23 protein-coding genes and 1 riboswitch are annotated in these 22,619 nt (G+C 67.3%); of the genes, 17 read left to right on the top strand and 6 right to left on the bottom strand.

Annotated elements, in window-relative coordinates:
• Positions 1-168: 168 nt before the first annotated feature.
• The 3 genes from ATK74_RS08205 to ATK74_RS08195 all read left to right on the top strand — a co-directional run bounded on the left by ATK74_RS08205 (position 169) and on the right by ATK74_RS08195 (position 2,149).
• The gene (locus ATK74_RS08205; protein ID WP_098460567.1) at positions 169-651 is read left to right on the top strand and encodes a hypothetical protein; all 483 of its coding nucleotides are present in this window, start codon (positions 169-171) and stop codon (positions 649-651) included.
• Between the two features lie 122 nt (positions 652-773).
• Positions 774-1,532 (top strand): DsbA family protein, encoded by a 759-nt coding sequence (locus ATK74_RS08200; RefSeq protein ID WP_098460566.1) that lies wholly within the window; start codon positions 774-776, stop codon positions 1,530-1,532.
• Complete coding sequence (locus ATK74_RS08195; protein ID WP_211283315.1) at positions 1,529-2,149, top strand: vitamin K epoxide reductase family protein; 621 nt, start codon at positions 1,529-1,531, stop codon at positions 2,147-2,149. Before ATK74_RS08200 ends, ATK74_RS08195 begins: the two co-directional genes overlap by 4 nt.
• A 49-nt stretch (positions 2,150-2,198) precedes the next feature.
• On the opposite strand, the gene ATK74_RS08190 is transcribed toward ATK74_RS08195, so the two are convergent.
• A complete protein-coding gene (locus ATK74_RS08190; protein ID WP_245840845.1) occupies positions 2,199-2,909 on the bottom strand; it encodes a FadR/GntR family transcriptional regulator in 711 nt (236 codons plus the stop codon).
• 108 nt (positions 2,910-3,017) lie between these two features.
• Between ATK74_RS08190 and ATK74_RS08185 the strand changes: the two genes are divergently transcribed.
• From ATK74_RS08185 to ATK74_RS08170, 4 genes are all read left to right on the top strand, one after another.
• Positions 3,018-3,806 carry a (Fe-S)-binding protein gene (locus ATK74_RS08185; RefSeq protein ID WP_281255393.1) on the top strand — a complete coding sequence of 263 codons (789 nt, stop codon included), beginning with the start codon at positions 3,018-3,020 and terminating at the stop codon, positions 3,804-3,806.
• Positions 3,803-5,284, top strand: coding sequence for a LutB/LldF family L-lactate oxidation iron-sulfur protein (locus ATK74_RS08180; RefSeq protein WP_098460565.1), 1,482 nt, complete (start codon positions 3,803-3,805; stop codon positions 5,282-5,284). The genes ATK74_RS08185 and ATK74_RS08180 overlap by 4 nt, the downstream gene beginning before the upstream one ends.
• Positions 5,281-5,931, top strand: a complete 651-nt coding sequence (locus ATK74_RS08175; protein ID WP_098460564.1) for a LutC/YkgG family protein — start codon at positions 5,281-5,283, stop codon at positions 5,929-5,931. Before ATK74_RS08180 ends, ATK74_RS08175 begins: the two co-directional genes overlap by 4 nt.
• Positions 5,932-6,022: 91 nt before the next feature.
• Complete coding sequence (locus tag ATK74_RS08170) at positions 6,023-6,517, top strand: hypothetical protein (RefSeq protein ID WP_098460563.1); 495 nt, start codon at positions 6,023-6,025, stop codon at positions 6,515-6,517.
• 45 nt (positions 6,518-6,562) lie between these two features.
• On the opposite strand, the gene ATK74_RS15495 is transcribed toward ATK74_RS08170, so the two are convergent.
• On the bottom strand, positions 6,563-7,117 hold the full coding sequence (locus ATK74_RS15495; protein WP_211283314.1) for a hypothetical protein: 555 nt from the start codon (positions 7,115-7,117) through the stop codon (positions 6,563-6,565).
• Between the two features lie 287 nt (positions 7,118-7,404).
• Between ATK74_RS15495 and ATK74_RS08160 the strand changes: the two genes are divergently transcribed.
• The 3 genes from ATK74_RS08160 (at position 7,405) to ATK74_RS08145 (ending at position 9,218) form a co-directional block, all read left to right on the top strand.
• On the top strand, positions 7,405-7,845 hold the full coding sequence (locus ATK74_RS08160; protein ID WP_098460562.1) for a hypothetical protein: 441 nt from the start codon (positions 7,405-7,407) through the stop codon (positions 7,843-7,845).
• 21 nt (positions 7,846-7,866) lie between these two features.
• Positions 7,867-8,199 carry a hypothetical protein gene (locus ATK74_RS08155; RefSeq protein ID WP_211283313.1) on the top strand — a complete coding sequence of 111 codons (333 nt, stop codon included), beginning with the start codon at positions 7,867-7,869 and terminating at the stop codon, positions 8,197-8,199.
• Positions 8,200-8,840: 641 nt separating this feature from the next.
• Positions 8,841-9,218 (top strand): iron chaperone, encoded by a 378-nt coding sequence (locus tag ATK74_RS08145; RefSeq protein ID WP_098460560.1) that lies wholly within the window; start codon positions 8,841-8,843, stop codon positions 9,216-9,218.
• 280 nt (positions 9,219-9,498) lie between these two features.
• Here the strand turns inward: ATK74_RS08145 and ATK74_RS08140 are convergent, their stop codons facing one another.
• Entirely contained in the window at positions 9,499-11,517 is a 2,019-nt protein-coding gene (locus ATK74_RS08140; protein ID WP_098460559.1) for a hypothetical protein, read from the bottom strand.
• Positions 11,518-11,835: 318 nt separating this feature from the next.
• Between ATK74_RS08140 and ATK74_RS08135 the strand changes: the two genes are divergently transcribed.
• Together ATK74_RS08135 and ATK74_RS08130 are read left to right on the top strand one after the other, a co-directional pair.
• A complete protein-coding gene (locus ATK74_RS08135; RefSeq protein ID WP_098460558.1) occupies positions 11,836-13,215 on the top strand; it encodes an MFS transporter in 1,380 nt (459 codons plus the stop codon).
• A 9-nt stretch (positions 13,216-13,224) separates the two neighbouring features.
• Entirely contained in the window at positions 13,225-13,791 is a 567-nt protein-coding gene (locus ATK74_RS08130; protein WP_098460557.1) for a TetR/AcrR family transcriptional regulator, read from the top strand.
• Positions 13,792-13,800: 9 nt separating this feature from the next.
• Here ATK74_RS08130 and ATK74_RS08125 read toward each other — a convergent pair whose 3' ends face one another.
• Together ATK74_RS08125 and ald are read right to left on the bottom strand one after the other, a co-directional pair.
• On the bottom strand, positions 13,801-15,246 hold the full coding sequence (locus ATK74_RS08125; protein WP_245840843.1) for an amidohydrolase: 1,446 nt from the start codon (positions 15,244-15,246) through the stop codon (positions 13,801-13,803).
• 25 nt (positions 15,247-15,271) lie between these two features.
• Positions 15,272-16,387, bottom strand: coding sequence for an alanine dehydrogenase (ald, locus tag ATK74_RS08120; protein ID WP_098460555.1), 1,116 nt, complete (start codon positions 16,385-16,387; stop codon positions 15,272-15,274).
• A gap of 126 nt (positions 16,388-16,513) precedes the next feature.
• Positions 16,514-16,643: riboswitch (FMN riboswitch) on the top strand.
• A gap of 73 nt (positions 16,644-16,716) precedes the next feature.
• On the opposite strand from ald, the gene ATK74_RS08115 reads away from it, so the two are divergent.
• From ATK74_RS08115 to ATK74_RS08095, 5 genes are all read left to right on the top strand, one after another.
• Positions 16,717-17,469: an ABC transporter permease gene (locus ATK74_RS08115; RefSeq protein ID WP_098460554.1), complete on the top strand. Its 753-nt coding sequence runs from the start codon at positions 16,717-16,719 to the stop codon at positions 17,467-17,469.
• 10 nt (positions 17,470-17,479) lie between these two features.
• Entirely contained in the window at positions 17,480-18,487 is a 1,008-nt protein-coding gene (locus ATK74_RS08110) for an ABC transporter substrate-binding protein (protein WP_098460553.1), read from the top strand.
• Positions 18,488-18,553: 66 nt separating this feature from the next.
• A complete protein-coding gene (locus ATK74_RS08105; protein ID WP_098460552.1) occupies positions 18,554-18,997 on the top strand; it encodes a deoxycytidylate deaminase in 444 nt (147 codons plus the stop codon).
• Positions 18,998-19,005: 8 nt separating this feature from the next.
• A complete protein-coding gene (locus tag ATK74_RS08100; RefSeq protein WP_098460551.1) occupies positions 19,006-21,216 on the top strand; it encodes a sensor histidine kinase in 2,211 nt (736 codons plus the stop codon).
• A gap of 10 nt (positions 21,217-21,226) precedes the next feature.
• Positions 21,227-21,874, top strand: a complete 648-nt coding sequence (locus ATK74_RS08095; protein ID WP_098460550.1) for a response regulator transcription factor — start codon at positions 21,227-21,229, stop codon at positions 21,872-21,874.
• 75 nt (positions 21,875-21,949) lie between these two features.
• Here the strand turns inward: ATK74_RS08095 and ATK74_RS08090 are convergent, their stop codons facing one another.
• Positions 21,950-22,507 carry an aggregation-promoting factor C-terminal-like domain-containing protein gene (locus ATK74_RS08090; RefSeq protein WP_098460549.1) on the bottom strand — a complete coding sequence of 186 codons (558 nt, stop codon included), beginning with the start codon at positions 22,505-22,507 and terminating at the stop codon, positions 21,950-21,952.
• Positions 22,508-22,619: the final 112 nt, after the last annotated feature.

The following is a 22,619-nucleotide window of genomic DNA, read 5'->3' as shown; positions in this document are numbered from 1 at the left end:
TGCCTCACGAAATGGGCCCGCTCGTTCCCCCGAAATCGAACTCTCCCTGCGCCGAACGGTGCCAAATGTGGGCCTCGCTGTCAATCCGAACTGGGCGTTCTGCTCATCGGAGGTGGACGCCACAGCGCTCGGGGCTACACTTTCGCCAACCAGCGGCAGGGGAGATCCATGTTGGGCAGGCGACATTGGGGGCGATTCATCGCCACCGGTCTGCTCGCTGTCACCGGCCTGATCGGGCTGCGGCAGGTGCTGCCTTTGCTGCGATTCGACTCCAGTCTGTGTCTGCATCCGGCGGCCGGCCTCGGTGAGATCGGCCTGCAGCTGCATGTCTTCAGCGCCTCGGCCAGCTGTCCGCGCGGCTCCTATCTGTCCGGCGAGAGCTTCGGCGCGCTGGTTCAGGTCTCCTTCGCGGTCTCGATTCTGGCCGTCGTGGTCGGGACACTGCTCGCACTGAGCGCCCTGGGAGTCGGCTGGTGGGCGTCCACTGTGCTGGGCCGACTGCGCGATTGGCTGCGCCGTCGCCTCACCGTCGCCCAGGCTCCTCGCCTGGCTGCGCCCGAGCGGGCTCTGGCCAGCGTCCTGGTTCCGGTCCGCGTGGCGCGGACCATCCCCTCGCCGCAGTCGCGGCGCGGTCCTCCTTTCGGTTGCTGACCCTCCTGCGGTAGCCGCCGACGGGGCGGGGTAGCTGAGCGCTGTCCCGGGCCTGTGGTTGCCGCACCCATCGGCCCGTGCCTGCTGCCGGGCCAGTTCCCCGCAACCGAAAAGAGCAACCCATGTCCAAGAAGCCTGTATCGCCGGCCAACCCCGGCAACCCATCCCCGTCCGGTAACCGTCGTGAGCGACTGCGCGAGGAGCAGCAGCGCGCCCAACGAGAGCGCCGGGTTCGCACGATCCTGATGTCCGTAGCCGGCCTGGCCGTGCTGGCCACCGTGATCTGGGGCGTGTTCGCCCTGGTCAGCGGCGTCCCGGCGCGCCCCGCGGCCGGCTCGGTCGATGAGTCCACCGTCGTCATCGGCAAGGCGGACGCCAAGGTGCGCGTTGACGTCTTCCAGGACTTTATGTGCCCCTACTGCGGCGCCTTCGAGCGCGCCAACAGCCAGGATCTCAAGGCGATGGTCGACGCCGGCACCGTCCGGTTGGTGATCCACCCGATGTCCTTCCTCGACCAGCAGTCCGGGACTGCGCGCTACTCGACCCGTGCGGCGAACGCGCTGTTCACCGTGTACAAGGCAGAGCCGGACAAGGCGTTGGCCTTCAACGCCGCGCTGTACGAGAACCAGCCGCAAGAGGGGACGCCCGGACCCACCGATGACCAGCTGAAGTCACTGGCCACCGGAGTCGGGGTGAGCCAGGCCGTGGCGGACAGCTTCACGAAGATGGCCAACGAGGCTGCCGTCGTCCAGGCCACCCAGTCGGCGTTCTCCTCCGGAGTGACCAGCACTCCGACGGTGAAGATCAACGGGGAGAAGCTCGCCGGAGATCCGACCCAGCCCGGCGTACTCAAGGCCGCTGTCGAAGCGGCAGCTCGGTGAGCGACGTCGTCGAGCGAGTGCATCGGTTCCGGCAGACCAACGGCTGGCTGTTCGGGACGATGCTCTTCTCGGCCTGCCTCAGCCTGTTGGCATCCTTCGTGTTGAGCGTGGACGCCATCGAACTGGCCCGCAACCCGGGGGCCGACCTGGCCTGCAACATCAACCAGGTGATCAGCTGCGGCACTGTCGGGTCGTCCTGGCAGGCCAGTCTGCTCGGGTTCCCGAACGCCTTCCTGGGACTGATCGCCGAACCGGTGGTGATCACCATCGCGGTGGCCAGCCTGGCCGGGGTGAAGTTCCCACGGGGCTTCATGCTGGCCGCCCAGGTGGTCTACACGATCGGGGTGGCCTTCGCCTACTGGCTGTTCTTCCAGGCCATGTATGTGATCGGTGCGTTGTGCCCGTGGTGCCTGTTGGTGACGGTCTCGACCACTTTGGTGTTCGTCACCTTGACCCACGTGAACCTGCGGGACGGGAACCTGTTCCTGCCGCCCCGGGCTCAGCAGGCTGCGCTGACCGGGCTGCGACTAGGGGTGGACGCATTCATCGTGGTCGGCTGGCTGTTGGTGCTGACCGTGCTGGTGGTCAGCCACTACGGAACGGCTCTGCTGGGTTAGCGGCCCGGGCTCGTCCCCGCAGCACGACGGGGGCGGGCTGCTCGGGCGGCTAGGACGCGATGCCGAGGGTCCGGTAGGCGCGGCGAATATGGTGTTCGACCAGGTTCGCCGCGGCCGCCGGATCTCGGCCGGTGATGGCAGCGACGATCTGTCGGTGCTCGTCGATCAGCTGGTCGCGGTGGGCGGTCCAGTCGGGCAGCGCTTTGGATGAGGCTCGGATCCGCTCCCGGACGGCTTCGCGCAGGCCCACGGTGAGGTCGGCGGTCAGCTCGGCACCACTGATCCGGGCGATCAGCACGTGCATCTCGGTGTCCAGGGAGTTGAAGTCGTCGATCGCTTCGACGTCGTTCATGGCCTCGACCAGTTCCTCGAGTCGCTGGAGCGCCTCCGAGTCGGCTCGCTGGGCGGCCAGAGCGGCCGATGACCGCTCCAGGGCGATGCGGGTCTCGGTGAGGTCCGCATCGGCGGCGGTGGACAGCGACAGGTGCAGCTGGAAGAGCCGGGCCAGGGCGTCCCCGCGTGCCGGAGCGATCCGGGTACCGCGGCCGGGCCCGGTGCTGGAGGTGATCAGGCCTTGGGTCTGCAGGACCCGCATGGCCTCGCGGACCGCCGAGCGGCTCACCGACAGTTCGGCGGCCAGATCGCGTTCGGTGGGCAGCTGGTCGCCGACGCGGTGTTCCCCGGACAGAATGCCGGCCTCGATGTGTCGAAGCACGATCTGGTAGGTGTGCAGCCCGGGTCGCTCGTCGTCTGTGCTCACCCTGACATTGTCGCGGACCGGGGTGTCACTTGACGCCAGAACGGGGCAGGTACAGAATCTGAATTGGTCTGACCAATAGGGAGAGACTGTGACGGGCACTGGAGCCCGCTGGCCCGGCTCAGTCCGGTGCCGAAAAGGAGGAGCGATGCCGCCGGTCCCCGCGTTGCGTTGTTCGCAACCTGCATCAACGACGTCATGTTCCCGAACACGCCGAAGGCTGTGGTGACCCTGCTGGAGCGGCTGGGTTGCACGGTGGAGTTCCCGCTGGAGCAGACCTGCTGCGGTCAGCTGTTCACCAACACCGGCTACTACGACGCCGCGGTACCGAACGTCCGCAACTACGTCAAGGCGTTCGAGTCCTACGACTACATCGTCGGCCCGTCCGGCTCGTGTGTGGGCGCCGTGCGCCACCAGCACCCGATGCTGGCCGAACACGCCGGTGACCAGGGGCTGGTGAAGGCGTCCCAGGAGGTCGCGCTGCGGACCTACGACCTCACCGAGTTCCTGGTGGACGTGCTGGAGCTGACCGATGTGGGCGCCTACTTCCCGCATCGGGTCACCTATCATCCGACCTGCCACTCGGTACGCGTGGCCAAGGTGGGGGATCGGCCCTACCAGCTGCTCAGCAAGGTGAAGGGCCTGGATCTGGTGCCGCTGCCCGATGCCGAACAGTGCTGCGGCTTCGGCGGCACCTTCTCGCTGAAGAACCCGGACGTCTCGGTGGCCATGGGTACCGACAAGGCCCGCAACGTCCGCTCGACCGGGGCGGAGTATCTGGTCACCGGGGATAACGCCTGTCTGATGCACATCGGCGGGCTGCTGCACCGCGAGCGGGCCGGGATCAAGCCCATTCACCTGGCCGAGATCCTCGCGCAGACCGAGGAGGTGGCCCGATGACGGCCCAGCCGCAGGCCCGCCGGACGCCGGCGCCCTCGTCCACCTATCTCGGGATGCCGAAGTTCGCCAAGAACGCCAAGGCCGAGCTCGACGACCCGCAGCTGCGCAAGAACCTGCGCCACGCCACCACCACGATTCGGGCGAAGCGGGCCGACCGGGTGGCCGAAGTGGCCGACTGGGAGGATCTGCGCCGGGCCGGTGAAGCCATCAAGACCCGGACGCTGCGTCACCTGGACACCTACTTGGCCCAGCTGGAGGAGTCGCTGACCCGTAACGGGGCCACCGTCCACTGGGCCCGGGACGCCGCGGAGGCCAATCAGATTGTGATCGACCTGGTCCGGGCCAAAGGCGTGGACGAAGTGGTGAAGGTCAAGTCGATGGCCACCCAGGAGATCGACCTCAATGAGGCGCTCGAGGGCGCGGGCATCGCGGCCTGGGAGACCGACCTGGCCGAGCTGATCGTCCAGCTCGGACACGACCGGCCCAGCCACATCCTGGTGCCGGCCATCCACCGCAACCGCTCCGAGGTGCGCGAGATCTTCCTGCGGGAGATGAAGAAGTACGGCACCCCGGCACCCGAGGACGTCTCCGACTCCCCGGCCGAGCTGGCAGGTGCCGCCCGACGCCACCTGCGGGAGAAGTTCCTGCGGGCCAAGGTGGGCATCTCCGGGGCGAACTTCGCTATCGCCGAGACCGGCTCGCTGGTGGTGGTCGAGTCCGAGGGCAATGGACGGATGTGCCTGACCTTGCCGGAGACTCTGATCAGCGTGGTGGGCATCGAGAAGGTGCTGCCCACGGTGGCCGACCTGGAGGTGTTCACCCGGCTGCTGCCGCGCTCGTCCACGGGGGAGCGGATGAACCCGTACACCTCGCTGTGGACCGGAGTCACGCCGGGCGACGGGCCGCAGGAGGTGCATGTCGTCCTGGTCGACAACGGCCGGACCAAGGCGCTGTCCGATCCGATCGGTCGGGCCGCCCTGCGTTGCATTCGCTGCTCGGCCTGCCTGAACATCTGCCCGGTCTATGAGCGGGTCGGCGGCCACGCCTACGGCTCGGTCTATCCGGGCCCGATCGGCGCGATCCTCGGCCCGCAGCTGCGCGGCATCGAGACCGAGCTGGACAAGTCGCTGCCGTTCGCGTCGAGTCTGTGCGGGGCGTGCGGGGACGTCTGCCCGGTGCGGATTCCGATTCCGGACATCTTGGTGCACCTGCGGCACAAGGTGGCCCAGACCAAGCACATCCCCAAGCTTGAACCGACCGCGATCGCGCTGGCCGGCTGGGCGTTGAGCGACTACCGCAACCTGCAGTTCCTGGAGCGTTTCTCTGGCTTGGCCGGGAAGATGTTCTCCTCGCGCAGTCACCTGGGCGCCATGCCGTGGCCGGCTTCACCCTGGACCAACGCCCGCGACCTTCCGGTTCCGGCGCAAGAGTCCTTCCGCCAGTGGTGGAAGAACAACCACAAGGAGGGCGAGCGATGAACGCCCGCGACGAGATCCTTTCCCGGATCCAGACGGCCCTGGCCGACGTGATCGAGCCCGACCCGGGGCTCGATGTGCCGATCGAGTGGGTCTACGAGCGTCCGACGCCGATGCCCGATGTGCTGGATCGCTTCGTCGAGACCGTCGAGGACTACAAGGCGCTGGTGGTGCGCGTCCCGGCCGCCGAGGTGCCGACCCAGGTGGCCACGCTGCTCGGCGGCGCCGGAGTGTCGTCTGCTGTGCTGCCGGGTGGGGTCGACCCCACCTGGCGGACGGCGGTCACCGAGGCCGGCATTGCGGTGCGGGAGGACGATCCGCCGCTGGACCGCATGGTGCTCAACGAGATCGACGCCGTGGTCACCGCTGCCGCGGTCGGCGTGGCCGAGACCGGGACCATCATCCTCGATCACGCTCCTGACCAGGGGCGTCGGGCGCTGACCCTGGTGCCCGACACCCACCTGGTGGTGGTGCGCGCCGAGCAGGTGGTCTCCGACGTCCCCGAGGCCGTCGGACGCCTGGGCGCCTCGGTCGCGGCCGGCAGCCCGCTGACCTGGATCAGTGGCCCCTCGGCGACCTCCGACATTGAGCTGAGCCGGGTTGAGGGCGTCCATGGCCCTCGGAAGTTGCTGGTGATCCTCGCCGAGTAACCCACGTTGGCTGAGCCTGCGACCGTTGGCCGTTGATTGGTTGAGTGAGTCAAGTGTCCCGACGCGCCCGAGCGTGAGCAAGGATGTCTGCGTGTGGGTACGGGTGATGGGCTGGATGATGGCCGACGACGAGCCGCCGCGGCCTAGCGTCGGCTCCCTATTGAGGTCCGTAGGGGTGCGGGCCCGCGGCGCGGTCGTCGCCGCTGATCCCCGTGAACCCGATGGGATCGTCGAAGTCGCCGGCGGTAGCGGCCCGGGTGAGCAGGTCTATGCGGTGACTGGGATCGCGAGCGAGGTTCGTGACATCTGGAGTGGTGCCGAACGTGGGCGCAGACGCGAGCATTGCGGGGCAGAGTTCGTGCTGAGGGTCGGAGCGGACCAGTTCCAGGTGCAGTTCGATGGGCACGCGTCCGAGGTGGCGTCCGGGGCGCGGGTCACAGTCACCGGCCGCCTCGAACTCGTTGGTGAGTACGAGTGGGAGTCGTTCCAGCTCCCCGACACCCGCACAGACTGGCTCGTCACCGAGATCGTCGAGTTGTCCGACGACGACATCTCGGCGCGACTCGCACGTCCTTCGACCGAGTAGGGCCGGGGTCCGGTTCCGGTAGCGCCGGCTGGGCCGGAGAGGTCTCTAGCGGAAGTTGGTCTGGTTGATCTGACCACCCGAGTTGGTCCGGGAGGCCGCGACGCACCCCCAGATGATGCTGGCCGGCCACACCAGAATGCTGCCGACTCCGGCGGTCACTGGCAGCATGACGAGGCTGATCAGCAGCATCACGATGGCGCCGGAGACTGTGGAGTAGAACATGCCCAGCGGGCCGAAGAAGAAGGTCAGGACGAAGGCGACCCCGACCGACTTCCTTCGTTCGAAGGTCCCGGCCACGGTCGCGGTCTGCACGACGTTGTTGATCACGATGTTCGGCGGATACATCGGTTGTCCGTACGGCCCGGGTTGACCCGGCGCCTGGGGGTATGGGCCGGGCTGCATAGCCGCGGGATACGGCGGTTGCGGGTAGGTGCTGTAAGCCTGCGGTACGGGCTGCTGTGGGTACATGGTCGGCCATTGCTGCTGGCCGTAGCCGGGCGGCTGGCTGGTGGGGATCGGTGCGGTGGGCCACTCGGGGTTCTGGCCGGGCGTCGCCCCACCCGGCTGGTAGGGCCCTGGCTGGGCGTTCGGTTCGGTCATGTTTCCCCCACGGTCTCGGCCCGGCCAACGGCCGGGGGACTCTCGCGCCAGCCTAATCTCGGCCACGTTCTCCGGTGCGGCTTTCCGCAACATGATGAGGCCGCCACGGGATTATGCCCCGCTCGGTGCGATGGCCGAGCTTGTCGAAGCCGCCTCAGGGGCACGCCCCGCTCAGCCGTCGAGACTGGTCTCACCATCGCCGTTAGTGCCTCTATGCAGAGCCGTATAGGGGTACTGGCATGGACATCGTCGTCAACCTCTCGGCGACGGATCAGGGAGCAGACAGAATGAACGTCGACAGCGCAGCAAGCCCGGCCACCTGGCCCACGGACCACGGCTATGTGGCCAAGGCCACTCCGCGACCGGGGAACGGATGGCTCGTCAACGTCCACGCCTTCGATCCCGATGCCCCCGATCACACGAGGCTCGTGGGGGCCACCGAGGCGCCCACTCTTGAGCGGCTTGAGGAACGGGCATGGGACTTCGTCCATCAGATCGACGACTCGTCCGAGGTCCGCATCGTCGCTGCCCCCGATGTGGGCGACGACCTGATGACCCGCGTGATTGGCGCCTGGAAGGCGATGGCTGACGCGAAGGAAGCCGAGGCCGCGGCCGCCCGTCAAGTGCGCGAGGTCGTCCGGGAGTTGCGGACGCTCGGCCTCTCCCTGGCCGACATCGCCTTCCTCACCCATGTCTCTCGCGGACGGGTCTCGCAGCTCCTGATCTGAGGCACCCCATACGATGCCGCTGTGGCCGAGCGCATCATGTACGTCCAACTGAAGTCGGGCTTCGATGGTGACCGCGGGCCGGCCTGGATCGCACGGGTCGAGTTCAGCCGCTCGTGGCGGTCGCTGCGGTTCCATGGTCGGAAGCTGCGGCGCGTCGCGGGCACGGCGAGTGCGAATGCCGACTCGAACTTCTATGACGTCGAGACGGGCGAGCGCTACTGGGTCTCAGGGCCCAAGCGAGACCGGACGGACGGGCGGTACTCAGCACAGCAGCCGGTTGTCGACGATGATGCTCGCAGTGCGTACGAGGCATTCCTGAGTGGCGCTCCGATTTCTGGCCGCGAGCACGGCTGACGCGCGCGTCTGCCGGGCTCAGGCGGGATCAGGGATGCCCAGTTCGCGTCGGGTTGATGCAGGTCAGTGCCCTCGATAGCCAGCCAACGACATCAAGGAAAGCGCGAGCGCGAGCACTAGGCTCCAGAGGAAGTACTTCCAGATTGCCCATCGAGCCCGGCTCGCTCGGGCAAGCAAGCCAATGGTCACTGCCGCAACGACCGGGCCAAAGGTGAGCCGGCCCACCACGTACGGGACGGATGCTTGGGTTGGAGCCAATGGGGTGATCAACAAGCAAGCGAGAAGCCACCAGCTGCCTGCCGCGAGGAACGCGCGTCGGAACGGGCGAGGATTGGCTCGTTCGGTCAGCCACAGAACCCAGCCTGCCGGCGGTGGTCCCCATGCGGGATCGGGCTGCCAGCCCGGGTCGGGCGTCCAGTCTGGTGGGGGTGCGGGCCAGTTGGGCGGCGGGTTGTAGCGAGGCTGTGGTGCCATGGCGCAAGCCTTTCAGGCCGATGCCTCGGCTGCCTCATAAGGGCGCGAAGCGCCGTGATTTGTCCGCTGCCCGGTGGCCCGGCGTGGAGTCGGGCGGTGGTTTCGCGGTCCTGGGCAGTTCTCCTGCTGTTGTGTCGCTGTCGCGCTGTGCGTCCTACGCTGCTCGCATGGTGACGCCGGTGACCGTTGATGAGTACATCGCGGGCTTCCCGCCCGAGGTGAGGGATCGGCTCGAGCGGGTCCGCGCTGAGATCGTTGCGGGCGTCCGGGGTGCCGACGGTGGGCAGCCCGAGGAGAAGATGCGATACGGCATTGCCGCGGTGATTCTGGGCGGTAGGCATGCCCTGCACTTCGCGGGCTGGAAGAGGCACATCGGGCTCTATCCCGTGCCGCGGCTGTCCGAGCCGTTGGAGAGCGAGATCGCGCCGTACCGAGCCGAGAAGGACACCGTCTCGTTCCCGCACTCCTCGGAGATTCCCTACGACCTCATCGGACGGGTCGCTGCGGAGATCGTCCGCCTGCGCGCGACCGACCGCGACGCCTAGTTGGTCGGGTGAGCTCCTGGACTTGCGCTGGTCTCCTCGTCGGAACGAGGCAGGCGCGGGCGTCGGCGTCGGGATGTGCTCGACTAAGTGCTGGTCTGTGGCTCGATGGCGTTGGCTCGGACCTCAGCCCGTGCACCAGCTCTCGGTTGACTCCGCGAGTCTGCTGGCCTGGATCGGTGGATCGTCGGACGCCTCCGATAGGGGCTGCGCCGGATCTGGTGGCGGAGTGCCCATGCAATCGGAGTGCCTCGAGGCTGTACAGCGCGCGCGGCGCAGGGCGTCAGTCCAGCTCGTCGTCAGGCGTGGCCGGAATGGTCTCGAACCCTAGGGACTCGACGGGGGACCAGTTGCCCGTGCCATAGACATGCTCGCCGATCCACCTTGTGAGGTGGCCCTGCAGCGTCCGATGGACGAAAGGTAGCCCTCGCTCCGTCACCAACGAGAACAGCGAGAGAGCGAGGAAGGCGAAGACTGACGCAGAGATTATGAAAGAGACCAGGCCTGAGAGCTGCTGGACGAGTAGTCCCGGGAAGCTGAAGATCGCACCAAGTGCAGCCAGAACCGCAAGGGTCCCTATCGCGGCGAGTGATACTCCTCTCGCTGCGGCCTCCGCCTTCGCGAGAAGAGACTGTCGATCTGCCGCAAGGGTGTCTTTGGCACGCTCAAGGCCCTCTCTCGTCTTCGCGGCCTCGCGCCTTACTGCTACCTCTCTCTGGCGTGCGTCGTCCAGCGTCCGCTGTGCCTCGGCGTCTGCCTCCAGAGCGATGTTCATGCGCTGACGCTCGAGCACCTTCTCGACGGTGGCGTCCGTGAAGTTCTCGGGCTCTTCCGAGGTGTCAAACATGATCAGCGCCCGCACTTCAAGCGACTGTCTCAGGAGCACGTAGTCATCGGGACTCACATCGCCGGACTGGAGCAGCCGATCAATCTTCTCAACATAGAGTTTCCAGAGGTGGTGATCGACTCGAATAGCAGACACGCAGTCCGCTATGAGCTGCTTTGATGGCAGATTAGGAGAAACCAACTCCTGGGAGACCCATAGTGCGGTGGTCAAGAAAAAGTCTGGGATGCACAGTGGAATTAGCCCTCGCTCAAGCTCCTCGAGCTTTGCGAACTTCCGGGCGCCCCGAACAAGTGCGGTGTTCGTCGTAACAAACACCGCGCCCGCGCGCGCCAAGCTTGAGGCAGCGCGGCCGCGACGGAGGCGATAGACAGAAGTAATCGAGTCGATGTCCTTGTACCGCGCTTCAGTGCTCGTATAGTGAACCTCGCCTTGCAGTATTGCATCTAGGCGGTCCTCATCAACGGTCAGCCGTGCAACATGCTCTGGCTTATCATGGATTGTGACGCCGGCTGACGCCAGCTTCTCCTCGAAAGCGTCTCGAAACTGAATGACGTCTGAATATGTCCAGCCGGCCGCGACCATGTACTCCGTTGCCTCTCCGTAGTAGTGGCCGCCGCCCCGCCGTACATTGCTCGCAGACGCGTCCAGAACGCCCAGACATTCCTTGAGCGTGTGGTCAAAGCAGCGCAATGACGCTCCGCGTGAGATAGCTAGGGCTGCAAGGTCGTCTGCCGCCCGCTGGAAGTCGGGGCCGCATGCGCCGGTGAGGCGCAGGAGAAGGGTTGTATCCAGAAAGATACGCAGCCCTCCGAGTCGGCGATCAATACCGGCTGGGTCGGGAAAGTAGAGCGCTGACGCGATGACGCCGCCCTTCACAACCGTTGACAGTGCTACGGCCAGCGTGGGGTCGTTTTGGAATGCACTCAGAACAAAGGAGGCAACTACATACTTCAGGCTGCCGACCTCGACCTGAGGATCCGCGACGATTGGGCGGCCTTCAATTACGGTCTTGAGGAGTGGGACTGTCTCATCTCGAAGGAACTCAAGGAAGCTGCCCGCAAATTGCTCGGGCGTGAGGTCCACACCGAAGTCGTCCTTGGCGAATGCCACTCCTGCTCGCATGAGCATCTCGTAATTCTGTTGGGCGGTGGCTCGGGAGGATGATAGATCATGCTTGGCGAAGTCTTCCCGATTGAAGACAAGGATGCCATGATCTTTCTTCAGTAGACCGTCGCGGGCCATGCCGTTCGTGAGGGTCTGGATCACGGCCGAAGGCATATCGATTCCGAACTCTGCGGATATCGCCGAACGAAGGGAGGGGGTCGAGACTGCCTCCGTACCCGAGTGGTATAGCCGATCAAGGACGAATGGCCGAAAGTTCTCGAGCACGCTCCTGCCAGCCCGATCTGCATTAACCTTGAGCATTGCCATGCTCACAATGGCATTGACCGTCATTTGCGGACCTCGCTCTGTCGACATTGTCCCTGCCGGCAAGGATAGTGATCGCTGATCGCAGGCGGGCGTGTTCGTCGGTATTCCCGTCGCGACGCTTAGGTCTGCGCCGCTCAAGGCGGATGGGTGCGGCGAACTGACGGTCGGGCCACATGTGCGGAGTCTCTCCCCGATCGTCGCGCGGTCTCTTGCTGCTGGAGAGGCTGTGCGCGGGGCGAAGCTTCAGGCGTTGTGATGGTGGTCAACCGGCGGCGAAGGGATCCCCTCGCCGATGCGCTAGGTGCTATGCTCCTTACCGACCGGTAAGTAAGTGAGGTAGAAGTGGACGAGAAGCAGCGGAACCGTCTGCTGGGGGTGCTGTTCGTTGGCGTGCTGATGGGTGCGCTCGACATCGCGATCGTGGGGCCGGCGCTGCCGGCGATCCAGGCCCAGTTCGGGCTCGACTCGCGGGCCGTGTCGTGGATCTTCAGCGTGTACGTGCTGGCGAACCTGATCGGCACTCCGCTGATGGCCAAGCTCTCCGACAACTTCGGACGCCGTGCCATCTACCTCACCGACGTGGCGCTGTTCGCGATCGGCTCGGCCGTAGTGATCGCCTCCGGGCTGGCCGGTGGCTTCGTGCTGCTGCTGGTCGGACGGGCAATCCAGGGCTTCGGCGCGGGCGGCATCTTCCCGGTGGCCAGCGCGGTCATCGGTGACACCTTCCCGGCCGAGAAGCGGGGGAGCGCGCTAGGTCTGATCGGCGCGGTCTTCGGCATCGCCTTCGTGATCGGCCCGATTCTGGGCGGCGTCCTGCTGCTGGCCGGCTGGCAGTGGCTGTTCGTGATCAACCTGCCGATCGCCGCCGTGGTGATGGTGCTGGCCTGGAAGGTGCTCCCGCACGAGCGCCAGGCGGACGCCGTGAGCTTCGACTGGCTGGGCATGGCCCTTCTTGCCGTGGCCCTGGGCACACTGGCCTTCGGCCTGGTCAACATCGACACCGCCAACTTCGTCGGCTCGCTGGCCACCGTGACCGTGTGGGGGTCGCTGGCCGCGTCCGTGGTGGCGTGGGTGCTGCTGGTGCTGGTAGAGCAGCGCGCGGCCAGCCCGGTGTTCCCGGTCGGCCTGTTCGCCCGTCGCCAGCTGCGGCTGGGCTACCTGCTCACCGCCGGTGCCGGTCTTGGCGAAGCCAGCCTGGTGTTCATGCCGCTGCTGGCCGTCACCGCGCTCGGTGTCACCAGCGGCGTGGGCAGCTTCCTGCTGATGCCGGTGGTGCTGGCCATGGGCGCCGGTTCGCCGATCGCCGGACGCCTGCTGGATCGCTACGGCTCACGGATCGTGATCGTGGTCGGCGTGGCCATCATGACCGTCGGCATGTTCCTGCTCAGCGCCACGGCGAACGTACTGTGGCTGTTCATTGTCTCCGGCCTGCTGATCGGTTTCGGCATGTCGGCGCTGCTGGGCGCACCGATCCGCTACGTCACGTTGAACGAGACCACCGCGGCCGAGCGGTCCTCGGCGCAGGGCCTGGTCAACGTGTTCACCAGCATCGGCCAGCTCGTCGGCGCGGCCGTGGTCGGGGCGGTCGCGGCCTCGGCCAGCGCGCCGGCAGTGGGCTACACCAGCGCATTCGCCTTCATCGGCTGGATCGGCATCGTGCTGCTGATCGCCGCGGTCTTCCTGAAGTCGAAGACCGCCGAAGCTCAACCGGCCGTGCGGTAACGTCCGACCATGCGCGCGCAGATCCTGCAGACAGCCACCGTTCAGTTCGTCGAACGGGGCTACGACGGGGTCTCGATGCGGGAGATTGCCGAGGCCTGCGGGATCACCAAGGCCGCGCTGTACTACCACTTCGCCGGCAAGGCCGAGCTACTCGCGCAGATCTTCACCGACTATCTCGACCAGATGGCCGAACTGGTCGAGGCCGGACGAGCCCGCCCCGGCACCGTGGAGGAGCGGATCCGCTGGCTGATCGGGAAGATCTTCGAACTGCCGGTCGAGCAGCGGGCGATCATCCGGCTGGCCCGCCACGACGTGGTCCGGCTCAACGAGGACGACCGGCAGAGCTTCGGCAAGGCCTACTCCGAGCGGTTCTTGCAGCCGTTGGCCGACCTGCTGGCGCAGGGGAGTGCCAGCGGCGAGTTGCGTCCGTTCGACCCGAACTGGGCGCTGTGGGTGCTGCTCGGGATGCTCTACCCGTTCCTGGCCCCGCCGGCGGCCGCCGTCGACGCACGGGCGGTCACCGAGTTGCTGGACGTCTTCTTCCATGGGACGGCCGCGCCGGCGTCCCCGCGGTGAACCGCTAAATCACCAGGCCTGATGCACCACCTGGCCGGCCACGATGGTGGCCGCCACCGGCATCGACCTCAGCCGCTGAGCGATGGTCGCACTGTCTCCATCGGCCAGCGGATCGGCATCCAGCAGCACCAGATCGGCCGGCGCACCTGCGCTCGGCGTGCCCCGTCCGTCGGTGCTGGAGGCCAGGACCTGCGCCGGGGTCAGCGCGTGCTCGGGATGCCACGGGGCATCGCCGGGTTCGCCGCGATGGACGCCGGCAGCCATGGCCAGCCACGGATCCAGCGGCGCCACCGGAGCGTCCGAGCCGAGAGCCAACTCGACTCCGGCCTGGGCCAGCTCGCGTAGCGGGAAGCTGCGCCCGGCCCGCTGCTCGTCCCAGATCACCTCGGTGACCCCACGGTCGTCAAGCAGGTGGGCTGGCTGCACGCTGGCCACCAAACCCAGTCGGGCTAGCTCGGCTACCTGCTCGGGGCCGGCCAGCTGGGCATGCTCGATGCTGCCGCCAGCGCCGGTGGCAGCGAACGCGTCCAGGGCGATCTGCACAGCGGCATCACCGATTGCGTGCAGCGCCACCCGTAGTCCGGCCTGATCCGCCCGGCCGAGCAGCCGGGCCAGCTCGGGGCCAGGGACGTTCTGCACGCCATGCCCGCCGTCGGCGTACGGCTGGCGGCAGTGTGCGGTCTGGGTGTTCAGTGAGCCGTCGGAGATGATCTTCAGCGCGCCCATCGTGAGCAGCGGCTCGCCATCAATGACGTCACCGGTCTTCAGGCCCGCCGCGATCGCCTGGTCCAGATCGACCGGGTAGGTGGACGTCCGGACCCGCAGGCCGACTCCGACCTGGCGGTAGCGGGCCGGCCAGCGGACGAAGCCCGGCTCGAACTCGTAGTCGACGATGCCGACCACGCCACGGGCAGCGGCCGACCGCATCGCTGTGGCATAGGCCGACGGCCCGACCTGGGCGTCCTCTGCGGCCAGCACGGCCGGCAGCAGATCGAACCACTCGGCCTCCCGCAGCAGGCCGTCGCGAGGGGCCAGCCCGAAACGACGCAGCGCGGCCGCGTTCAGCCAGCCCGAATGCGCGTCCCCGCTGACCAGCACCACCGGACGAGCGCCGCTGGCCTCGTCCAAGGCGGAGGTGCTCGGCGGCTCGGCCCAGGCGGACGGACGGAACCCGCCCCCGACCAGGACCTCGCCGGGAGCTCCCAGTCCGGCCCGCACCCGAGCCAGAGCCTCGGCTCGGCTGGTGGTCCCGGCTAAATCGAGTCGAGTGCCCTGCCGCGACCACTGGCCCAAGTGGGTGTGCTGATCCCACAGCCCGGGGATCAGCCAGCGGCCGGCGGCGTCCAGCTCGTCCTCACCGGGCAGCCGGTTCAGCGATGGGGCCACCTCGGCGACCCGATCGCCGACGATCCGCAGATCGACCAACCCGGCTGGTGCCGCCGAACCGACGGGCACCAGCCGGAGCTGTCGAAGCAGCACCTCAGTCGAGCAGGTCGGAGACGCGCACGCAGTCCAGGCCGAAGGCGTCAGCCACGCCGGGGTAAGTGACCTGGCCGGCGTGGGTGTTCAGACCCAGCGCCAGCGCGTGATTCTCCTTGCAGGCCCGCTTCCAGCCCTTGCCGGCCAGCTGCAGCGCGTAGGCCAGGGTGGCATTGGTCAACGCCCAGGTGGAGGTGTTCGGCACCGCGCCGGGCATGTTGGCCACGCAGTAAAAGATCGAGTTGTGCACCTGGAAGGTCGGGTCATCGTGGGTGGTCGGCTTGGAGTCCTCGAAGCAGCCGCCCTGGTCGATGGCCACGTCCACCAGCACCGAGCCGGGCTTCATGGCGGCCACCATCTCGTTGGTGACCAGCTTGGGAGCCTTGGCTCCGGGGATCAGCACGGTCCCGATCACCATGTCGGCGGCCAGCACCTGCTCCCGGACGCTCAGCTTGGAGCTGACGATTCCGTGCACCCGGTTCTCGTAGCGCCAGAAGGTGTTGCGCAGCTTGTCCAGGTCGGTGTCCAGGATTGTCACGTCCGCACCCATGCCGAGCGCGACATTGGCCGCGTTCTGCCCGGCCGTCCCGCCGCCCAGGATGACCACCTTGGCGTTGGCCACGCCGCCCACGCAGCCCATCAGCACGCCGCGGCCGCCCTGCGCCTTCATCATCGAATGCGCGCCGACCTGCGGGGCCAGGCAGCCGGCCACCTCGGACATCGGGTACAGCAGCGGCAGCAGCCCATTGGGCAGCTGGACGGTCTCGTAGGCGATCGCCGTGGTGCCGGACGCCAGCAAGGCATCGGTCAGTTCCTTGTCGGCGGCCAGATGCAGGTAGGTGAACAGCAACAGGTCCTCGCGCAGGTAGCCGTACTCGGACTCGATCGGCTCCTTGACCTTGAGCACCATCTCGCCGATCGCCCAGGTCTCGGCTGCGGTCGGAAGGATTGTGGCGCCTTGGGCGATGTACTCGGCATCGGAGATCGATGAGCCGATCCCGGCACCGGCCTGAATGAAGACTTCATGTCCGTGGCCGACCAGCTCGGCAACACCGACGGGAGTGATGGCCACCCGATATTCGTGGTTCTTGACCTCGGCGGGTACGGCGATCCGCATCCTTGCGTCCTTTCGGTTCAGGGCCGGCCCTGCCCGACCCGAGGAAAGTCTCCTACACCACGGTTAAGACCGGATGTCGGCACACCTGTGAGGAACGCCGTCGACGAAGCGCTAGACTCGGTCCCGAACGTGCTCCGGGGTCGGTGTAAGTCCGAACCGGCGGTGATAGTCCGCGACCCGTTCCTGCTTGCAGGAGCGGTTGACTCGGTGAAACTCCGAGACCGACGGTGAAAGTCCGGATGGGAGGCAGCACGCGGCGTCGCCACGCATATTCGCGTTGGCGACCCGTTTGCGCATCCCACCGCCTCGAAGCTGAGGCGGAGGAATAGGTGAAGCGCGAAATCGCAGCTCCAGTGGCCCTCGGGGGGCTGCTGATCGTCGGCTGGCTGGTGACAGCCGGCGTCAAGGCGTCCCCGCTGCTGCCCGGACCGGGCGCGGTGTTCAGCCGGTTGGCCGGCTTCCTGGTCGACCCCACCTACTGGGGCTACCTCGGTACCACGGTCCTGGAGGCCTTCGGTGGTGCTCTGCTCGGCACAGCTGTGGCCTTGCCGATGGCCGCACTGATCCACCGCTCGCGATGGGCGGCCGCCGCGATCAACCCCTTCCTCGGCGCCACTCAGGCGATCCCGGCCGTGGCGATCGCGCCGCTGCTGGTGCTGTGGATCGGCTACGGGCTGGGCTCGGTGATCGTGCTGTGCGCGCTGATCGTGTTCTTCCCGATCCTCATCTCCACGGTGATCGGCCTGCGCCACGTGGACGCCGACGTGGTCGACGCAGCCCGAATGGACGGGGCCGGCGGCTGGCAGCTGCTCACCCAGGTCGAGTTCCCGATGGCGCTGGCCTCGGTGCTCGGCGGCGTCCGCAACGGCGTCACCCTCTCGGTCACCGGCGCCATCGTCGGCGAGATGGTGATGGGTGGCAGCGGACTGGGCACCGTCCTGACCGTCCAGCGCGACTTCTTCGATACCGCCGGAATGATCGCCACCGTGATCGTGCTGGCCCTGATCGCCTCGGCCGCCTACTCCCTGATCCACCAATGGGAGCGCAACTCCCGGGTGATCGACTCCTTCCGCAGGTCCTGAAAGGTAACTCATGCGTACGTCCGTCCTGGCCACCCTGGTCGCCGCCCTGCTCGCCCTCGGTGGCTGCTCGGCTCCGGCGTCCACTCCGACCCCGAGCAGCACCGCCGCGCTGCCCACGACCACGATCGGGCTGACCTACATTCCGAACGTCCAGTTCAGCCCGTTCTACGTGGCCGAGGCCCAGGGCAGCTTCACCAAGGTCGGCGTGAGCGCCGAGCTGCGTCACCATGGCGCCTCCGAAGGGCTGTTCACCGCCCTGGTCGCCGGCCAGGAGCAGTTCGTGGTGGCCGGCGCGGACGAGATGCTGCAGGCCCGCTCGCAGGGGATGGACCTGGTCGCGGTCTCGGCCTACTACCGCAGCTACCCGGTGGTGGTGATCGTGCCGGCCAGCTCGCCGATCACCAGCCTGGCCGACCTGAAGGGGCGCTCGATCGGCATCCCGGGCAAGTACGGGGAAAGCTGGTTCGGCCTCCAGGTGGCCCTGCGTAGCGCCGGCCTGAGCGAGCCCGACGTCCAGATCAAGGAGATCGGCTACACCCAACAGGCTGCGCTGCGCAGCGGCAAGGTGGACGCCATCGTCGGCTTCTCCAACAACGACCTGGTCCAGTCGGCGCTGTCCGGCTTCGCCGCGCGCTCGCTGCCGATCAGCAACAGTGACGTCCCGCTGGTCGGGGCCAGCCTGATCACCACCGGTGCCTACGCCAAGGCGCACCCGGAGGTGGTCCGCTCGGTGGTGGCCGGGACCCTGGCCGGAGTCAAGGCCGTGGTGGCCGACCAGGCTGCGGCGCTGAGCGCGTCCGCCGGCTACATTCCGGGGCTGGACGCCGCTGACACCAAGGCCGCCGCGCAGGCGACCCTGGCTGCCACGGTCCCGCTGTGGAAGGGTGCGGACGGCGTGATCAACGGACGGCTGGACCCGGCCCAGTGGACCAAGATGGCTCAGTTCATGGGGACGAACGGTTTGACCCAGACCACCCAGGATCCGACACTGGCAATGAGCAACGACTACCTCGGCTAGAACGTAGCTCTCGCGAGATACCCTCTGAGCAGGTCTGTGCTAATTCCACGGTGAGATAGGAGGGGGATGTCCTCAGTGACGGTGCCCAGCTGGGACGAGTATTTCCTCAATATCGCCTCCGCAGTGGCCACCCGAGCCAAGTGCACCCGGCGCCGAGTAGGTGCGGTTCTGGTGCTCGATCGACGGATCATCGCCACCGGCTACAACGGGGCTGCGCCGGGTCACCCGGACTGCCTGGAGGGCGCCTGCCCGCGTGGACAGCTCAGCTACGACCAGATTCCCGGCCTGGGTGACTACGACCGTCCGGGGACGCCAGGGTTCTGCATCGCCATCCACGCCGAGGTGAACGCACTGCTGTTCGCCACCAGAGACACCAAGGGCGCCACCGCCTACATCACCGATCCACCGTGCCCGGGCTGCCGCAAGGCTCTTGCCGCCGCGGGCATTGAGAGAGCAGTCTGGCCGCAGGGTGAGCACGACGCCGCACAGCTGGTGGATTGGACCAGGTAGGTAGTCCGTTGAAATTCAGTCTGAAGACCTCGCAGCTCTCCGCCTGGGTGGAGCGCGGCGTCGCCCTGTTCTGCCTGGGCACCTTGATTCCGGCGGCCTTCGCCGCAGCCGGCCAGGTGCCCTACCTGGCCACCTGGTGGCTGGCTGTGGTGGGCGGCGGCATCATCGTGGCCAGCCTGGGAATGATGGTCTTCAGCTTCTTGGGTCGCAGTCTGAACCTGTGGGCACTCGGCTATGTGGTACTGGTCACCGTCGGCCTGATCACCTGGCCGTGGGCATGGCAGTCGAGCTCGCCGGCCTCCAGCAGCCCGTGGATCTGGATGTGCCTGGGGGTGGCGTCCATCTGCCTGGCCGTGACCATGGGGACGGCCTGGGGCCTGGGCTATGCGATCGTGGCCGGAGTCCTGTTCGCGGTGATCCGGATGACCCCGTCCGGACAAGGCGCACCGCTGCTCGGCGCGGTACAGGACATGATCGTCCTAGTGATGAACGCCGCGGTGGTGATCGTCGCGCTGGGCGTGGTCGGCAACTCGTTCAAAGACCTGGACGAGATCGAGGAGAACTCCCGTCGTGAGGCGACCGCCGCCGCCATCGAGGACGCGCTGCTGGAAGAGCGGCATCGGCTGGACGGCATCGTCCACGATGAAGTGATGACCACCCTGGTCGCCGCCGCGAACCACCCCGACGACCAGGCGGTGGCCCAACAGGCGCAGAAGGCGGTGGAACGGCTGGCCCAAGCCGAGGCGCCCACCGAAGCCCGACTACCAGTGACCGGTGATCAGCTCACCTGGCTGGTCAGCGATGTGGTGTCCACGCTGGTCCCGCAGTCCCGATTCACCTCCCAACTCGAGGACATCCTGGTCCCGCAGCCGGTGGCCAGCACGCTGGGCATGGTGGTGCGTGAGGTGGCGCTGAACGTCGCCAAGCACGCCCAGGCCGAGAAGGTCGAGGTCAGTCTGACCAGCCCGGCCCACGGTGCGGTCGAGATCACCATCGCCGATGACGGGATCGGCTTCGACCCCGATCTGGTGCCCAAGCGTCGGCTCGGCCTGCAGGTGTCGGTGGTCTACCGGATGTGGGCGATCGGCGGACATGCCGAGATCCGCTCGGCGCCCGGCGAGGGCACCGTGGTCACCTTGACCTGGACGCCCACCGAAGAGCTGGTCGCCACCGAGTCCGATGCGACTCCGGGGCGGCGTCCGCGGCGCGGAATGCCGGACATCCCCGACCTGTCCCGTCCGATGTTGGTCCGCCTGGTTTGGGTGCTGGTCGCCCTGCAGTTCCTGCTGGGCTGGACGAGCCTGGATCAGGTCACCGCGGTCTGGCCGGTCTTCGTGGCCCAGGCGCTGGCCGCGATCGCCACGGCGGCCACCTTGTGGCACTCGGAGGAACACCCGATCGGCGTGGGTAGAGCCAGTGCCGTGGTGGCCATGCTGCTGGCGCTGACCCTGATCGTCCAATCGGTGCTGCCGCAGGGCTACTGGCCCGGCTACGCCACCTGGCACAGCACCGTGGTGATGGTCCTGCTGGTGGCCGTCCTGGTCAGAGGACAGGAACGGATCGCCTGGGCCGGGGTGGTGCTGTACGCCCTGGTGTCGGCGGTCTGGGCGATCAGTCGCGGCTTGGACGTGGGCGACACCCTGCGGGTCGGCTTCGGGCCGTTCTCCTGGATGCTGGTCGCGCAGTTGCTGCAGGCCTGGCTGATCGACATGGGCGACCGGATGAACACCTCGCGGCGCTCGTCGGCCCAGGCCAACAAGGCCATCGCACAGAGCTTCTCCAAGATGGTGCTCCGGGACGTCTGGCTGACCCAGCTGCGTGCCCAGGTCGGGCCGCTGCTGAACCGGATCGCCGACCCCGACTATGTGCTCTCCGCAGAGGAGCGGGCCAACTGCCTGGCCCAGGAGAGTCGGCTGCGCGATGCCATGCGGGCCGGCAACCTGGTCACCGAGCTCACCTCGGACGCCATTGAAGTCGCCCGGGGACGTGGTGTGGATGTCCGGTTGGTGGATAGCCGGGGCACTAGACTTCCCGAAGATGTTCGCACGGCATTGACTCGCCACCTCGGTCGTCTGCTGACCGACAGCTCAACCAAGAGAGTGGTTGCCAGAGCTGCCCCGGAGGGCTACGAGGACGTGGTAACGGTTCTCGCTGTGCGCGAGGATGGCAGCAGCGAGCTCATCGGCTTGGACGCAAGCGGCAAGGCAAGCACAAAGTAGGCAGGGGCACATGATCAACACCGCCGTAATCGACGACCACGAGGCCATTCGCATTGGAATGGCCGCCGCGCTCGAAGCCAACCCCGGTCACCAGGTGACCCTGGTCGGTGGTGCCGGCACCGTGGACGAGTTCCTGGCGCAGGACGTCCCTGCCGATGTGGTGCTGCTCGACCTGCAGCTCGATGACGGCTCCGACCCGCTGGACAACACCGAGCGGCTGATCGACGCCGGCTACAAGGTGCTGGTCTACTCGATCGCCGACAATGTCCGCCTGCTCCGCCGGGCGCTGGCCGGTGGCGCCGCCGGGGTCTGCCGAAAGGCCGAGCCGCTCGCGGTGACCCTGGCGTCCATCGAGGCCGTCTCCGAGGGCCAGGTGGTGATCAGCCAGGAGATCCTGGCCGCAATCGAAGGCGACGCTTCCTACGTGGCTGCCAACCTCGGTCCGCGCGAGCGCGAGGTGCTGGCGCTCTACGCCGGTGGCTTCGAGGTGCCCGAGGTGGCCGAGCGGCTGACCATCACCGAGAACAGCGTCAAGGAGTACCTGAAGCGGATCCGGGTGAAGTACACCAACGTGAACCGGCCGGCCGCTAGCAAGCTGGATCTGTTCCGCCGGGCCATCGAGGACGGCATCGTCCCGCCGGTCGAACCGCACCAGTAGTCAGACACAGCACGAGGCCCCGTCCGATCGGACGGGGCCTCGTTGCGTCTGGTGGGTCAGGCTGTCTCTGCTGGATCAGTACCAGCCGTGGGCTCGCTTGTACGACCAGGCCTGGCAGGGAGTGCCGTAGCGGGTCTTCACGTAGTTCAGTCCCCAGGCCAGCTGGGTGGCGGGGTTCGTCCGCCAGTCGGCGCCGTAGGCGGCCATCCGCTTGCCGGGAAGCGCCTGCGGGATGCCGTAGGCGGTCGAGTGCGGGTTGTCAGCACTGACCTGCCAGCGGCTCTCCTGAGTGATGATCTTGTCGTAGCAGGAGAACTCTTCGGCACCCCAGCCGTACCAGTTGAGCATCATCTGGCTGGCGATCGCGCGCGGGTCGGTGGTGCCCGGCTCGTAGCCCAGTTCCTTCACCTTCTGCTGGTGCTGGGCCTCCAGGCTGGCGACGTGCTGAGCGATGGCGGCCTGCTCGGCGGAGAGCAAATGGGCGCGGTAGGCGGCGGCCTCGTTGGTGTAGGTGATGGCCGGAGTCGAGCCGCAACTCGTGTCCAGGATCGGGGCCGCGTAGGCCGGCAGCCCGCAGGCCAGTCCGGTCGCGGTGGCAAGCGCGAGAATGGCCGTCCGGAACTTCCCTGGCACGTCGGCGATTCTCGCACATGAGAGTCTCTCAGGCTACGTTCAGGCGCCGGGTCTTGCGTAGCGGACGCCTGCGGCTTGCTGATGCAGGGCTTTGGCCGGGCACTGACTAGCC

Origin of the sequence: Propionicimonas paludicola, from assembly GCF_002563675.1 — a bacterium.
GTDB lineage: Bacteria > Actinomycetota > Actinomycetes > Propionibacteriales > Propionibacteriaceae > Propionicimonas > Propionicimonas paludicola.
Note: the sequence above shows the minus strand (reverse complement) of the source record. Positions and strands in the feature narration are given on the sequence as shown.